Here is a 12,949-nt window from a genome sequence, read left to right on the forward strand (position 1 = left end):
CTTGCTAGCGTGTGCGCGCGCGACCTGCCGCGAGCGCGTTGTATATGTCGATGCTACCCGGATAGAGGTAGCGACCCTCCTCGAGGACGTAGACGATTCCCCCCACAAACGAGCTCCAGAACACGTCATCGAGAGGGGCCGCGCCCACGAGAGCGCGCGTCTTCTCGATTCCGGGAGCCGGTGGCCTGAGGGGCTCGATGCCGTCCGCGACGAAGAGGACCTCGTCGAGGGGAGACATCTCGGGCGCCGCCGTGGTGTGCACCGCGATCGCATGCCAGACCTCGTCGGGGAGCTCGGGATAGCGGGCGGGCAGCTCGCGCGCGGCCACGATCCCGTGCAGAAGCGGTCGGACGAGGCCGAGGTCCACGCCCATCTCCACGCCCAGCCGCCGCGCACGGGCCACGAGCTCGTCCTCGGCGACGACCTTGTCCCAGTCGTGCAGGATGCCGGCGACGCGGGCCCAGAGCGGGTCGACCCCGTAGGTCAGCGCGAGGTCCTCGGCCGTGCGCGCCACGGAGAGCGAGTGCGCGAGACGGCACGGCTTGGGGGCGAGCTGGGCCTTCAGGTCCGCCTCGAGGCGCGCCACGAGGGCGCGCTCCTGCGCCGTGTAGAGCCCCCCGTCCTCCCCCGCCATCAGGACCACGCCCCGCCGCCGCAGATGCGCGGCACGGCCTGCGCCCCGTACAGTCCGTGCTTGTGGAGGTAGCCGGTGACGGGGGCGGGCGTGAGGTAGCGCAGGCTCTGCCCGGCCCCCACGCGCTCGCGCAGGTGGCTCGACGAGATGGCGAGCGCCGGGACCGAGAGGTACGTGACATCGAACGCGACCCCGGAGGCCTCCACCACGTCCCAGGCGCGGTCGAGGTCGTAGCCGGGGCGCGTGGCCGCCACGAGGTGCGCGAGGCGGGCGATGTCAGCGGCGTCGCGCCACCCGACGATCTCGGTGATCGCGTCGGTGCCCGTGATGAAGTAGAACTCCACGTTGTCCGGATAGGCCTTCCTGAGCAGGCGTAGCGTGTCGGCGGTGTAGGTGACGCCCGCGCGGTCAACCTCGAAGCGCGAGGCCACGAAGTGGGGGTTGTCCGCCGTGGCGAGCAGCGTCATGGCGTAGCGGTCCTCCCCCGGGCTCACGTCGCGGTCGAGCTTGAAGGCCGGGCGCCCAGCGGGCATGAAGACCACGAGGTCGAGGTCGAGGTCGCAGTAGGCCTGCTCGGCGGCCACGAGGTGACCGTTGTGGATGGGGTCGAACGTGCCCCCCATGACGCCGAGCCGATAGGTCCTGCCCTCATCGCCGCCCAGGATGGGAAGGTCGAGGTCGCGCAGGGCCTGGGCGTCCACGCTCATCGGATTTGCCCCTCCCCGCGTATAAGGTACTTGGTCGTGGTGAGCGCGCGGGCGCCCATGGGCCCTCGGGCGTGGAGCTTCTGGGTCGAGATGCCGATCTCCCCGCCCAGGCCGAAGATGCCTCCGTCGGTGAAGCGCGTCGAGGCATTGGCGTAGACCGCCGAAGCGTCCACGCGCGCGAGAAACGCCTCGCAGGCGGCGTAGGACTCGCTCACGATGGCCTCGGAGTGACCCGTCCCGTAGCGATTGATGTGCGCCACGGCGTCGTCGAGGCCACCCACGCAGGCAACGGACATCTTGAGGTCCAGGTACTCCCGGCCCCAGTCATCGGTCGTGGCGAAGCTCATGGCAACCCCGCAGGAGGCGGCCACGGCGCACGCGCGCGCGTCGCCCACGAGCTCGACGCCGCGCTCGGACAGGCGACGCAGGACGGGGGGCAGGAGGCGCTCGGCGGCGGGCTCGTCCACGAGCAGGGACTCGGCGGCGTTGCACACGCCGGGCCTCGAGCACTTGGCGTTCTCCACGATACGTGCGGCCTTCTCGGGGTCGGCGGCCTCATGCAGGTAGATGTGGCAGTTGCCCGTTCCCGTCTGGATCGTGGGCACCGTGGCGTTCTCCACGCAGAAGCGTATGAGCGAGGCGCCGCCACGGGGTATGAGCACGTCGACGAGGCCGGTCGCGCCGATGAGCTCGCGCGTGGCGGTGTGGGAGGCGTCGTCGGAGACGTACTGGAGGGCGTCCGCGGGCAGTCCGGAGGCGCCGAGCGCCGAGCGGCAGGCGTCGGCGAGGGCCGCGCAGGACTCCTGGGCTGCCGAGCCCCCCTTGAGCACGCAGGCGTCACCGGCGCGAAGGCACAGCGCGAAGGCGTCCGCCGTCACGTTGGGCCTGGCCTCGTAGACGATCGCCACGACGCCGAGGGGGACCGTGACCTGCTCGACGCGCAGGCCCGAGTCGAGGGTGCGTCCCCCCACCACGAGGCCGAGCGGGTCGTCCTGGGCGGCGATCTCGTCAAGCGACGAGGCGATCGCGGCCAGGCGCCCCTCGTCAAGCATGAGCCGGTCAAGGAGGGGCTCCGGCATGTGCGCCTCGCGCGCGCGGGCCAGATCCCGGCCGTTGGCCGCGAGAATCTGGCCCGCGCGCTCGATGATGGTGCGACCCGCGCGCGCTATCGCCTTCGAGCGACGTGCGCGAGAAGCCCGCCCGAGCTCGGCGGCGACGGCGTGCGCGAGCGCCGCCTTGGTGCGTGCCTCTGACATGATCTCTCCCTCCTAGAAGACGAGCAGGTCGTCTCTGTGGACTGCGGGCTGCGCGCGCTCGGTGCCCAGGAAGCGCGCGACGACGTTGAGCTTGAGGCCGCGCACGCGATCCATGTCCTTGGCACCGTAGCGTGCCACGCCGCGTCCGATGACCAGCCCCGCGCGATTGGTCACGGTGACGACGTCTCCCGCGGCGTAGTCACCCTGCGTCGCGACGACGCCGACGGGCAGGATCGAGGCCCCGCGCTCGACGACGGCGCGCGTGGCCCCCTCGTCGAGGGTGAGCGTGCCGTGCGGGACCTCGGCGAGGCCTATCCAGAGCTTGCGTCCGCCCTCGTGAGGGGCGTCCGCGGGGGCCTCAAAGCGTGTCCCCAGCCGCTCGCCGTGGGCGACGTCGACGAGGGCGGTCGGCCTTCTTCCCTGGCAGATCACGGTAGGGACGCCCACGGCAAGCATCGCGCGCGCCGCCCGGAGCTTGGACGACATCCCCCCGGTACCAAATGACGTTCCCACGCCCCCCGCCATGGACAGGGTGCGCGCGTCCACCTCGCTCACGCGCTCGACGAGCCGGGCCGAGGGGTCACTCTGGGGGTTGGAGGTGTAGAGCCCCTCGACGTCCGAGCAGATTACGTAGAGGTCGGCCCCCACGAGGGCCGCCACGATGGCGCCGAGCATGTCGTTGTCGCCAAAGGCGAACTCGGCGACCGAGACGGTGTCGTTCTCGTTGACGATGGGAACGGCGCCCAGGTCGAGCAGGCGCATGAGGGTACCTCGGGCGTTGAGGTAGCCCTCGCGGTCGACGACGTCGCGGCGCGTGAGCAGGACCTGGCCGCAGCTCACGCCGCACTCGGCGAGGACGTCGGCGTAGGCCTGGGTGAGCCGGGCCTGGCCGGCGGCGGCGCAGGCCTGCAGGGACTCGATGTCGCGCGGGCGCTCGCAAAAGCCCAGGACCTCGCGGCCGGCGGCCACGGCACCGGAGGACACCACGATGACGCGCATGCCCTCCTGGTGCAGGGTGACGATCTGGTCGCAGAGCGAGCGGACGAAGGAGCGGTCGAGCGCGCCGCCCTCGTCCACGAGCGTCGACGAGCCGAGCTTGACCACGACGAGCTTGCCGGAGCTCACTGGGCGTCGCCCTCCTCGTCGCCTGCGAGCTCGTCGGCTGCGAGCTCGTCAACTGCGAGCTCGTCGAAGTCCGGGGCGGCGTCTTCGGAGTCCCCGCGCTCGTCGGCGCCCTCGTAGGTGAAGGCGAAGCCGAGGATGCGGACCTCGTCGCCGTTCGTGGCGCCCGCCTTGGCCAGCACCGCGTCCAAGCCCGAGCGCTCGAAGCGGTGCTGCAGGTAGGAGACCGCCTCGTCGTTCTCCCAGTCCGTCTGGATGACCATGCGCTCGATCGCCGGGCCGCTCACGCGCCAGACGTGGCGCTCCTCGCGCACGACGTCGAGCCGGCGCTCGCGGCGCTGCCGGTCGCGCTCCCACGTGGAGGTGAGGTCGAGCTCCGGGGCGCCCTGGGCGAGGTCGGCCCTGAGGCGGGAGACCTCCGAGGCGCAGGCGGACACGAGCGCGTCGAGGCCCTCGCCCGTGGCCGCCGAGACGGCGAAGAAGGCGCGGCCATCCGCCTCGGCGGCCTCGCGCAGGCAATGGGCGGCGTCCGCAGTGTCCGGCAGGTCGCGCTTGTTCGCGACCACGATCTGCGGGCGCAGGGCGAGCTCTGAGGCGTAGGCCGCGAGCTCCTCGTTGATGGCGCGGTAGTCCTCCACCGCGTCGCGACCCTCGTAGCCGCCTGTGAGGTCGACGACGTGAAGGATGAGGGCGGTGCGCTCGATGTGGCGCAGGAACTGGTGGCCGAGGCCCCTGCCCTCGCTCGCTCCCTCGATGAGGCCCGGCACGTCAGCGCAGACGAACGACTGACCGTCCGCGGCACGGGCAACGCCCAGGTTGGGGACGAGCGTCGTGAAGGGATAGTCGGCGACCTTGGGCCTGGCCGCGCTGATGCGGGCGATGATCGAGCTCTTCCCCACCGACGGCATGCCCACCAGGGCGGCGTCGGCCATGAGCTTCATCTCGAGCTCGATCCAGTGCTCGCGCGCGGGCTCGCCCTTCTCGGCAAAGGCCGGGGCGCGACGCACCGAGGTCACGAAGTGTATGTTGCCGCGGCCGCCCGCGCCGCCGGGGGCCACGACGATGCGCTCGGCCGGCTGGGTGAGGTCGGCGAGGTCGTAGAGGGGCTCCTGGGTCTGGGGGTCGAGCTCGCGCACGACGGTACCTACCGGGACGCGCAGGAGGAGGTCGGAGCCGTCGGAGCCGTGACGGCGCGCGCCCTGGCCGTGCGTGCCGCGCTCAGCACGGAAGTGGTGCTTGTAGCGGTAGTCGATGAGGGAGGAGAGCTGGGGGTCGGCCTCCACGATGACGCTGCCGCCGTGCCCGCCGTCGCCTCCGTCCGGGCCGCCCCGGGGAACGAACGCCTCGCGGCGAAAGGACATGCAGCCCGCGCCGCCGTCGCCGCCACGTACGTTTATGTGGGAAAGGTCGGTGAAGGTGTTCTCCACGTGAGCCTCCTTCGATTGGGCCTCCATGGTACGGCAACTCCGTCGCGCGTGCGCGACCCGGCCCCCAGGGAGCCTCAAAGGGCCGTATAATAAAAAAGCCCCGCCGGAGCGGGGCCTGCGCGTGCCTGAGAGCCCTTAGGCCTCGCGGACGTGCACCTTGTGCTGGACGCCCTGGGTGAACTCGACGGTGCCGGCGGTGAGGGCGAACAGGGTGTCGTCCTTGCCGATGCCCACGTTGTCACCGGGATGGATGCGCGTGCCGCGCTGACGGACGAGAATCTCGCCGGCCTTCACGGCCTGGCCGGCGTAGCGCTTGGTGCCCAGGCGCTGGGAGTTGGAATCGCGACCGTTGCGAGACGAGCCGAGACCTTTCTTGTGAGCCATGGAAGAACCTGCCTTCTACTCGAGGAAGAGACGAGAACTACGCGGGAATCTCAACGACCTTGACCTTCGTCAGCATCTGGCGATGACCATTGGCGCGATGGTAGCGCTTGCGCTTCTTGAGCTTGAAGACGAGAACCTTCTCTCCCTTGAACTGCTCGACGACCTCGACGGTGACCTTCTTGTCCTGGAGAGGGGCAGAGCCAACGATGGTCTTGGCGCCGTCGTTCAGGAGAAGGACGGGGAGCTCGACCTTGTCGCCAGGCTGCGCGTCGAGCTTCTCGACGTCGATGACGTCGCCCTTGGCAACCTTATACTGCTTGCCACCAGTTGCTACGATTGCGTACATGTGGGAACCCTTCATTGCTTGTGAGTGCAACAGTCCTTCATATTACTAGCAGCGCCTTGGCTCGTCAACAAAAAGTTGACATGACCTGCGAAACCGTAAGGGAAAAGACGGGTGCGGGCCGTGCCGGGGCGCGAAGCCCCGCTAAGGATACTGATACGCGCGCGTCCGGCCCGAACGTCGGGGTCGGCTCCACAAGACGCCCATCTTCTGCGCGCAACCCCTCAGGCGCGCTCGTTGCCGATCGTGACGTAGCCGTCACGCGCGTCGGCGGCCTCGCGAAAGGAGGGTCGCTGGACGGAGGCTCCTGCGTCACCCGTGGCTGCGGGGGCGCGGCGGTGCTCGTCTGCTGCCTCGAAGCGCAGGCGCAGCGCATGGCCCGTGAGCAGGGTGCCCGAGTACCCCACGCCGGCCTTGAGCGCGCCCCCGAGGCCGGGGATCAGCTCGAGAGCCGTGCGCGCGACAGCGCGATAGGCAAAGCCCGCCCCCACGACCCCGGCGAGCTCGACCGCGCGCGCGGGTGCGAGGGCGCGCCCGTATGCCGCCGCGATGTCGAGCGCGAGGGTTGCCTGGTTGGCGCACATGAGCGGGAGGTCGGAGCCGGGAACGAGGCTCACGGCCCCCACGGCCGCGTTCTCGAGCGCGCAGCGCCGGACGAGAGCGTCGACCACGGCACGCCGACAGAAGGCGAAGTTGGCGGCGAGGGCGAGGCGCTTGTCGCTGACCGAGGCAAGCCAGGCGCCGAGCTTGTCGGTGAGCGCGGATGCGCTCGATGCGGCGACGACGCCGACGCGGGCAGACGAGCGCTCGTCCAGTCCCAGGTCGGGTGCGTCGAGGGCGCCCTCGACGACCAGGCCCACGAAGACGCCCGCGCGCGCGTACGACGCCACGAGCGAGGAGACGTCCGAGGAGCCCACGAGCACGAGCGCCACGTCAGGCGCCGGGTCCAGGGCGGGCGCGCCGACAAGGCCCCTGACCTCGACCACGCCGCCCGGCCTCTCGGCGACGAGGGAGCCCTTGACGGCGAGCGCGAGCTCGCGAGGGCACGTGGGGTCCACGTGGACGCGCACGACGATGGCCTCGTCCTGCCCCCTGAAGGCGTCCTTGCCCGAGGAGAGCACCTCAAAGAACCTCGTCGCCGTAGCCGTCTTCTTTTTTGCCATACGAGTCCCTCCCTTCGGGGCCGCGCCCCTTTCCTAGGCCGCCTTCTGACGGTGCCGCCACACGGACTGGACCACCCCGACGGATGCGAGCTGCGTGATCATCGAGGACGAGCCGTAGCTCACGAACGGCAGCGGGATGCCCGTGATGGGCATCATACCAATGCACATGCCCACGTTCTCAAGAACCTGGAACGTCCACATGGCCACGCACCCCACGAGCACGAGCTTGGAGAAGGTCGACTCCATCCTCATCGCGAGCAGGACGGTGGAGAAGATCATCCAGGCGAACAGGCCCAGGAGCACGATCGACCCCAAAAAGCCAAACTCCTCGGCGAACAGCGCGAAGACGAAGTCGGTGTGCGCCTCGGGCAAAAAGCCGCCTGCGGCCTGCGTGGCGTTTCCCACCCCCTTGCCGAAGAAGCCCCCCGACCCCACGGCGATCTTGGCCTGCAGGAGGTTGTAGCCGTCATCGGAGGTGTCGGAGGCCGGGTCCATGAAGACGGTGAGACGCTTGAGCTGGTACTCCTTAAGGATGTGAGGGAGCCCGTCGATCATGGAGGTTATGACCACGAAGACCGCTCCCCCCACGATGAGCGCGATCGTCGCGATTACCCAGCGGCGCGGCGCACCGCTGCAGATGATGATCGCCGCCCCGATGACGAAGATGATGAGGCCCGTCCCCAGGTCGTAGGACAAGATCATGACGAGGGGGACGAGCAGCGTCGCGCAGAGCTTGGCGTAGTCCCTGAAGGTCTCGATCTTGCCGTTGTACTGCGCCGCGGCCGAGGCCATGAGGAAGACGGTCACGACCTTGGCCGGCTCCGAGGGCTGGAAGCGAATCGGCCCGACCTTGGCCCAGCCGACCATACCCTTGGCCTCCCAGCCCACTCCCGGGACCTTGGGTAGGAGGAACAGGGCGCAGGCGAGGACGAACAGAGCCACCGTCATGTTGGAGAGCGCGCGGTAGTCGTAGCGCCATATGACGACGGCGACCGCCAGGCCCAGGGCGATGCCGGCGAGGTAGCTCACGAAGTTGGCGTCGGAGATCGTGAGCGAGGCGGACCAGATCGTGACGATGCCGACGATCACCGTGAGCAGGGCCGGAATCAGCTGCGAGAGGTAGAGGCGGTCGAGCCTGCCGCGCCTGCCGCTCACGCGGGCGTGGGCGGCCCCCCTCGAGCCTCCGCCAAAGCGTGCGAGGAGCCCTGCGGGACCTGCGATGTCACGTGCCATGGCGGCTCCTCCCTAGTCAGCGTTCGAGGTCGACTCGGACGACGTGTCCGGCTCTCCGTAGATGGCCCCGAAGACGTCGCGCACCACGTACATGGCCGAGCTCGCCCCCTGCAGGACGCGGTCCATGTTGGCGCCCACGACGTACTTGGGGTCGTCGGCGGGCGCGTAGCCCACGAACCACCCGATGGGGTCGCCGGTGGGCTGCTCGGCCGTGCCGGTCTTGCCGCGCACGGTGACGCTGAGGTTGGTCCAGTGGGAGGCCTGGGCGCTGTCCTCCTCGTAGACGACCCCGTACATGCCCTGGGCCACGAGGTCGCGCCACTCCTGGTCCTCGTCGACCGTGCGCGTGGTGGTGGTGCGGTACTCGGAGACGAAGCCCTCCCCGAGCCGGCTGCGCACCCCCCTCATGACGTGCGGCTGCCAGACGGGGCCTGCGTTGGCGATGCCGCAGTAGCTGCAGGCCATCTGCAGGCAGGTCACGAGCATGTCTCCCTGGCCGATGGCGATGTTGCAGTTGTCGCCGCCCTTCCAGGTGCAGTCCTCGTCCGCGTAGCCCAGGGCCTTGAAGTAGTCCCACTTCCAGGCGGCGTCGGGGACGCGCCCGGCGGCCTCCCCAGGCAGGTCGATGCCCGTGGCCGATCCCAGGCCGTAGGCGCGGAAGGTCTCCTGCATGCCCTCGGGGTTGTCCGAGTAGTAGAAGCCCTTGCCGATCTCGTAGAAGACGACGTCGCACGAGAAGGTGATGCCGTTCGGGAGGTCTATGGACCCGTGCCCCGACGTCCACCAGCACTTCATGACCGTCGAGTCGTCGGCGCTGCCCGACCACGTCCAGGTGCCCGTGCAGTACCAGCTGGAGCCTGCGTTGGCGATGCCGTTGCCGAGCGCCGCAAAGGAGGTGAGGGGCTTGATGACCGAGCCCGAGGGGTACTGCCCCGCGATGGCACGGTTCATGAGCGGGTAGTGGGCATCCTCGGCCGACAGGGAGTCCCAGTCTGCCCCGGAGATGCCGCCCGTGAAGACGGAGGGCGAGAAGGTCGGGGCGCTCGCCAGGGCGATGACCTCCCCGTTGGTGCAGTCGATCGCCACCACGCAGCCGCCCGTGGCGTCGTAGCCCTCCTGGCGCACCTGCTCCATGACGCGCGCGAGGGACTCCTCGGCGGCCGTCTGGACACCGAGGTCCAAGGTGAGCACGAGGTCCGAGCCCGCCTGGGGCTCGATGCTCGTGGCGTAGTCGAGCACGTTGCCATTCGCGTCCACGTGAACGGTCTGCTCGCCGCGCACTCCCGCGAGCACGCTCTCGTACTCGAGCTCGACGCCCGACTGGCCCACGACGTCGCCCGAGCGGTAGGTGATGGCGCCCTCCTCGGCGTCGGCGCTCGCGGCCAGCTGGTCGGAGGTGACCGTGCCGGTGTAGCCCACCACGTGCGCGGCGAGCGACCCATGCGGGTAGGAGCGCTGGGTGCGCTGCTGGATCACGACGCCGGGAAAGCTCTGCGCGTGCTCGCCGACGAACGCGACGACCCTCCTCGAGACGTCCACCGAGATCGTGCGCAGGCTCTGGTAGCCCTCGCTCGTGTCCTGAGCCTTGCGGCGCACGGCCTGGCAGGGCATGCCGATGAGATTTCCCAGGAGCTGCATCTCGACCTCGTCGTCGAGGATCTCCGAGCCGGCCACGACCGTGAGGCTCGGGCGGTTGGTGACGATCTCGGCCCCGTTGCGGTCCAGGATGCGCCCGCGGGGGGCCTGCGTGTAGACGGTCCCCGTGCGGTTGGACTCGGCCTGCTGGGAGTACTCGTCCGTCGAGACGAGCTGCATGGACCAGAGCTTGGCGAGAAGCGCCGCGAAGACCGCCCCCACGCTCACGGCGAGCCCCGTGAGCCGCGCCGACAGGGTCTTCTCGACGGAGGAGTCCGAGCCGCCCTGGGCGCGCGGCGAGGCGCCGCCGATGTCAATGGTGAAGTTGACCTCAGAGCGCCCGTAGACGAGAAAGACCACGAGCAGCACGAGCGCGACGAGGGCGCAGACGATGACGATGACGAGGGAGAGGTTCATGGCGCCCCTAGAGCCCCCGCCGCGAGAAGTGACCGCCCTGCCCGCCGAGGCTGGGGCCGGAGGTGCGCACCCGGGCGTAGTAGTAGGCGAACGGCAGGAAGGCCACGATGGAGAGCGCCGCGGTGGGCAGCGTCCTGAAGATCAGGACGTCTATGAGCGAGCTCGCCTGTCCCACGAGCAGCATGGCGAGGTGGTAGGCGAACGAGACCGCGAGCGCTGAGGCCGAGAAGAGCATCATCGAGTTGGCGAGGTCGCCGGCCATGCGGTTTCTCCCCTCGAGGCCGAGCACGTAGGAGGTGACGGTCAGGCAGAAGGCCATGAGCCCGATCGGCCCCGTGGTGGAGAGGTCGAAGAAGAGCCCCGCCAGAAAGCCGCAGACGACGCCGCGCCGCCCGCCCAGGGAGAGCGCAACGCACGCCGTGAAGACGAGGGCGAAGTTGGCCCGCCCGTTGCCGAGGCCCACGTTGGGTGCCAGGGCCAGCTGGAGCACCGCGCAGCCGATGGCGAGAAGCGTCACGCCCTTCGTTTCTCGGTTCTTGTTCGCAACCTGCATGGCCCCTCCCCTACTCCGTCGTCGCGGTGGTCGCGGTGCCCTCGGCCGACGCGTCCGTCGTGGCGGCCGCGTCGGCATCGGTCTCGGCCTGCGCCGAGGCGGCGTCGTCGTTCTCCTGCGCGTCCGCGGCCGTTATGTCGTCGGCGGTGGCCTTTTGCTCCTCGGTGAGCGAGGTGATCACGAGGACCTCCTCGTAGGAGCCGCTCTGGGCGAGGGGCTCCACGACGACGCTGAGGTAGAGCGACCCGGGGCTGTTCTCCACGCTCGTGACCTTACCGATGGGCAGGCCCTTGGGGAACACCCCACCCAGGCCGCTCGTGACGACCACGTCTCCCACCGACACCGACTGGCTCGTCCGCACGAGCGTGAGGTTGACCTGACCCGACGCCGAGCCGCACAGCATGCCCTGGGCGCGGCTCGACTGGGTCATCGCGGAGATCGCCGAGTTCTCGTCGGTGAGCAGCCGCACGGTCGAGGTGGTGGCGCCGCAGGTGACGATCTGGCCGATCACGCCGCTCTCGGAGGTCACGGGCATGCCCGCCGAGAGCCCCGAGGAGGTTCCCTTGTCGATGGTCACCGTGGTGCTCCAGGAGTCGGTCGACCCCGAGATGATGCGCGCGGCCGTGGACTGCAGGTTGTTCGCGTCGGAGAGGTCGAGCAGGCCACGCAGGCGCTCGGCCTCCTGCTCGGCCTCCTCGAGCTCGACGTTTCTGGCCTGGAGCTGCGCGTTTTGGTCCTGGAGCTCCGAGAGCGTGGCCTGGTCGGCGGTCAGGTTGGTCACGACGTTGCCGATGCCCTGGAAGGGCGCCGCCACCGTCGCGCCGAGGTAGCGCACGGGGGTGGTGACGAGCGAGAAGGCCCCCCGCACGCCCTCCAGGGGGCCGCTCGCCCCCATCCGGACGCTCAGGGTGAAGAGCGCGAGCGAGATCGCGACGCAGGCCGCGAGGGTGCGGGTGCCGCTCGACTGCCGGTTGCTGCCGATGGTCGGCGACGCCGTCCGACCCCTTCCGGAGTAAGGCACGCCTACTGGCCCGCGCTCTGGACGAAGCCGCCGGACAGGGCGTTGGCCTCGAGGACCTTGGCGCAGCCGTTGACGACGTTTTCCAGGGCGGTCGGGCTCACGTTGACGGGAACCCCGGTCTCCTCGCGCAGGCGCTGGTCGAGACCGCGCAAAAGGCCGCCGCCGCCCGTGAGCAGGATGCCGTAGTACATGAGGTCCGAGGCGAGGTCCGGCGGCGTCACGTCGAGGGCGTCCTTGACGGCCTTGGTGACCTCGTCGAGGGGACGGTCGAGGGCGCGGCGGATCTCCTCGCTCTCGATGCGCACGGTCTTGGGCAGGCCGCTCATGACGTCGCGGCCGTTGACCTCGACGTCGAGCTCCTCGGCGAGCGAGGATGCGGAGCCGACCTTGATCTTGATGTCCTCGGCCGTGCGCTCGCCGATGGAGAGGTTGTAGGCGTCGCGGACGTGCTCCAGGATCGTCTGGTCGAACTCGTCGCCGGCCGTGCGGATAGACTGGGAGACCACGATGCCGCCCATCGAGATGACGGCGACCTCGGTGGTGCCGCCCCCGATGTCGACGACCATGGAGCCCGTCGGGTCCTCGATGGGCAGGTCGGCGCCGATGGCAGCGGCCATGGGCTCCTCGATGAGGTAGGCCTGGCGCGCCCCGGCCTGGATGGTGGCCTCGAAGACGGCGCGCTTCTCGACGGAGGTGACGCCCGAGGGCACGCACACGACGACGCGCGGCCGGGGCGACCACGGATAGTGACGGTCGCGGGCCTTCTCGATGAAGTAGCGCAGCATCACCTCGGTGACGTCGAAGTCGGCGATGACGCCGTCCTTGAGCGGGCGCTCCGCGATGATGGAGCCGGGTGTGCGGCCGATCATGCGCTTGGCGTCGGCGCCCACCGCCAGAACGCGGCTCTCGGACTTGTCGATGGCCACGACCGAGGGCTCGTTGATGACGATGCCCTGGCCACGCACCGCGACGAGCGTGTTGGCGGTGCCGAGGTCGATCGCGAGGTCGCCGCCGTACTCTCCAAAGAGGGAGTCAAAGATTGACATTGCCTTGG

General features: G+C 69.8%; 13 protein-coding genes. All 13 read right to left on the reverse strand.

Translation table 11 applies throughout. The features are described from left to right. Window positions 1-4 precede the first annotated feature (4 nt). The 13 genes from yqeK to mreB all read right to left on the reverse strand — a co-directional run bounded on the left by yqeK (window position 5) and on the right by mreB (window position 12,941). On the reverse strand, window positions 5-634 hold the full coding sequence (gene yqeK / locus INP52_RS05395; RefSeq protein ID WP_194369733.1) for a bis(5'-nucleosyl)-tetraphosphatase (symmetrical) YqeK: 630 nt from the start codon (window positions 632-634) through the stop codon (window positions 5-7). Further along, window positions 634-1,341: a nicotinate-nucleotide adenylyltransferase gene (gene nadD / locus INP52_RS05400; RefSeq protein WP_194369735.1), complete on the reverse strand. Its 708-nt coding sequence runs from the start codon at window positions 1,339-1,341 to the stop codon at window positions 634-636. Before nadD ends, yqeK begins: the two co-directional genes overlap by 1 nt. Further along, window positions 1,338-2,597, reverse strand: a complete 1,260-nt coding sequence (locus tag INP52_RS05405) for a glutamate-5-semialdehyde dehydrogenase (protein ID WP_194369737.1) — start codon at window positions 2,595-2,597, stop codon at window positions 1,338-1,340. Before INP52_RS05405 ends, nadD begins: the two co-directional genes overlap by 4 nt. 12 nt (window positions 2,598-2,609) lie before the next feature. Further along, on the reverse strand, window positions 2,610-3,722 hold the full coding sequence (proB, locus tag INP52_RS05410; RefSeq protein ID WP_194369739.1) for a glutamate 5-kinase: 1,113 nt from the start codon (window positions 3,720-3,722) through the stop codon (window positions 2,610-2,612). After that, window positions 3,719-5,080: a GTPase ObgE gene (gene obgE / locus INP52_RS05415; protein ID WP_232364367.1), complete on the reverse strand. Its 1,362-nt coding sequence runs from the start codon at window positions 5,078-5,080 to the stop codon at window positions 3,719-3,721. Before obgE ends, proB begins: the two co-directional genes overlap by 4 nt. A 201-nt stretch (window positions 5,081-5,281) precedes the next feature. Then, a complete protein-coding gene (gene rpmA / locus INP52_RS05420) occupies window positions 5,282-5,530 on the reverse strand; it encodes a 50S ribosomal protein L27 (protein ID WP_194369743.1) in 249 nt (82 codons plus the stop codon). A gap of 37 nt (window positions 5,531-5,567) precedes the next feature. Further along, window positions 5,568-5,876, reverse strand: coding sequence for a 50S ribosomal protein L21 (gene rplU, locus INP52_RS05425; RefSeq protein WP_194369745.1), 309 nt, complete (start codon window positions 5,874-5,876; stop codon window positions 5,568-5,570). Window positions 5,877-6,097: 221 nt separating this feature from the next. Next, window positions 6,098-7,036 carry a hypothetical protein gene (locus INP52_RS05430; RefSeq protein WP_194369747.1) on the reverse strand — a complete coding sequence of 313 codons (939 nt, stop codon included), beginning with the start codon at window positions 7,034-7,036 and terminating at the stop codon, window positions 6,098-6,100. Between the two features lie 33 nt (window positions 7,037-7,069). Further along, the gene (locus INP52_RS05435) at window positions 7,070-8,269 is read right to left on the reverse strand and encodes an FtsW/RodA/SpoVE family cell cycle protein (protein ID WP_194369749.1); all 1,200 of its coding nucleotides are present in this window, start codon (window positions 8,267-8,269) and stop codon (window positions 7,070-7,072) included. Between the two features lie 12 nt (window positions 8,270-8,281). Further along, on the reverse strand, window positions 8,282-10,321 hold the full coding sequence (mrdA, locus tag INP52_RS05440; protein WP_194369751.1) for a penicillin-binding protein 2: 2,040 nt from the start codon (window positions 10,319-10,321) through the stop codon (window positions 8,282-8,284). 7 nt (window positions 10,322-10,328) lie between these two features. Then, on the reverse strand, window positions 10,329-10,874 hold the full coding sequence (gene mreD, locus INP52_RS05445; protein WP_194369753.1) for a rod shape-determining protein MreD: 546 nt from the start codon (window positions 10,872-10,874) through the stop codon (window positions 10,329-10,331). A 10-nt stretch (window positions 10,875-10,884) separates the two neighbouring features. After that, entirely contained in the window at window positions 10,885-11,895 is a 1,011-nt protein-coding gene (gene mreC / locus INP52_RS05450; RefSeq protein WP_194369755.1) for a rod shape-determining protein MreC, read from the reverse strand. Between the two features lie 2 nt (window positions 11,896-11,897). Continuing rightward, a complete protein-coding gene (mreB, locus tag INP52_RS05455; RefSeq protein WP_194369757.1) occupies window positions 11,898-12,941 on the reverse strand; it encodes a rod shape-determining protein in 1,044 nt (347 codons plus the stop codon). Window positions 12,942-12,949: the final 8 nt, after the last annotated feature.

The sequence above is a fragment of the Thermophilibacter immobilis genome, from assembly GCF_015277515.1.
Taxonomy (GTDB): Bacteria; Actinomycetota; Coriobacteriia; order Coriobacteriales; family Atopobiaceae; genus Thermophilibacter; species Thermophilibacter immobilis.

Bases quoted from the DNA above. Each gene is read 5' to 3' on its own strand.
- nadD (WP_194369735.1), bottom strand. From the start codon at position 1,341: ATGAGCGTGGACGCCCAGGCCCTGCGCGACCTCGACCTTCCCATCCTG.
- yqeK (WP_194369733.1), bottom strand. From the start codon at position 634: ATGGCGGGGGAGGACGGGGGGCTCTACACGGCGCAGGAGCGCGCCCTC.
- mrdA (WP_194369751.1), bottom strand. From the start codon at position 10,321: ATGAACCTCTCCCTCGTCATCGTCATCGTCTGCGCCCTCGTCGCGCTC.
- INP52_RS05435 (WP_194369749.1), bottom strand. From the start codon at position 8,269: ATGGCACGTGACATCGCAGGTCCCGCAGGGCTCCTCGCACGCTTTGGC.
- mreD (WP_194369753.1), bottom strand. From the start codon at position 10,874: ATGCAGGTTGCGAACAAGAACCGAGAAACGAAGGGCGTGACGCTTCTC.
- mreB (WP_194369757.1), bottom strand. From the start codon at position 12,941: ATGTCAATCTTTGACTCCCTCTTTGGAGAGTACGGCGGCGACCTCGCG.
- rplU (WP_194369745.1), bottom strand. From the start codon at position 5,876: ATGTACGCAATCGTAGCAACTGGTGGCAAGCAGTATAAGGTTGCCAAG.
- obgE (WP_232364367.1), bottom strand. From the start codon at position 5,080: ATGTCCTTTCGCCGCGAGGCGTTCGTTCCCCGGGGCGGCCCGGACGGA.
- INP52_RS05405 (WP_194369737.1), bottom strand. From the start codon at position 2,597: ATGTCAGAGGCACGCACCAAGGCGGCGCTCGCGCACGCCGTCGCCGCC.
- INP52_RS05430 (WP_194369747.1), bottom strand. From the start codon at position 7,036: ATGGCAAAAAAGAAGACGGCTACGGCGACGAGGTTCTTTGAGGTGCTC.
- rpmA (WP_194369743.1), bottom strand. From the start codon at position 5,530: ATGGCTCACAAGAAAGGTCTCGGCTCGTCTCGCAACGGTCGCGATTCC.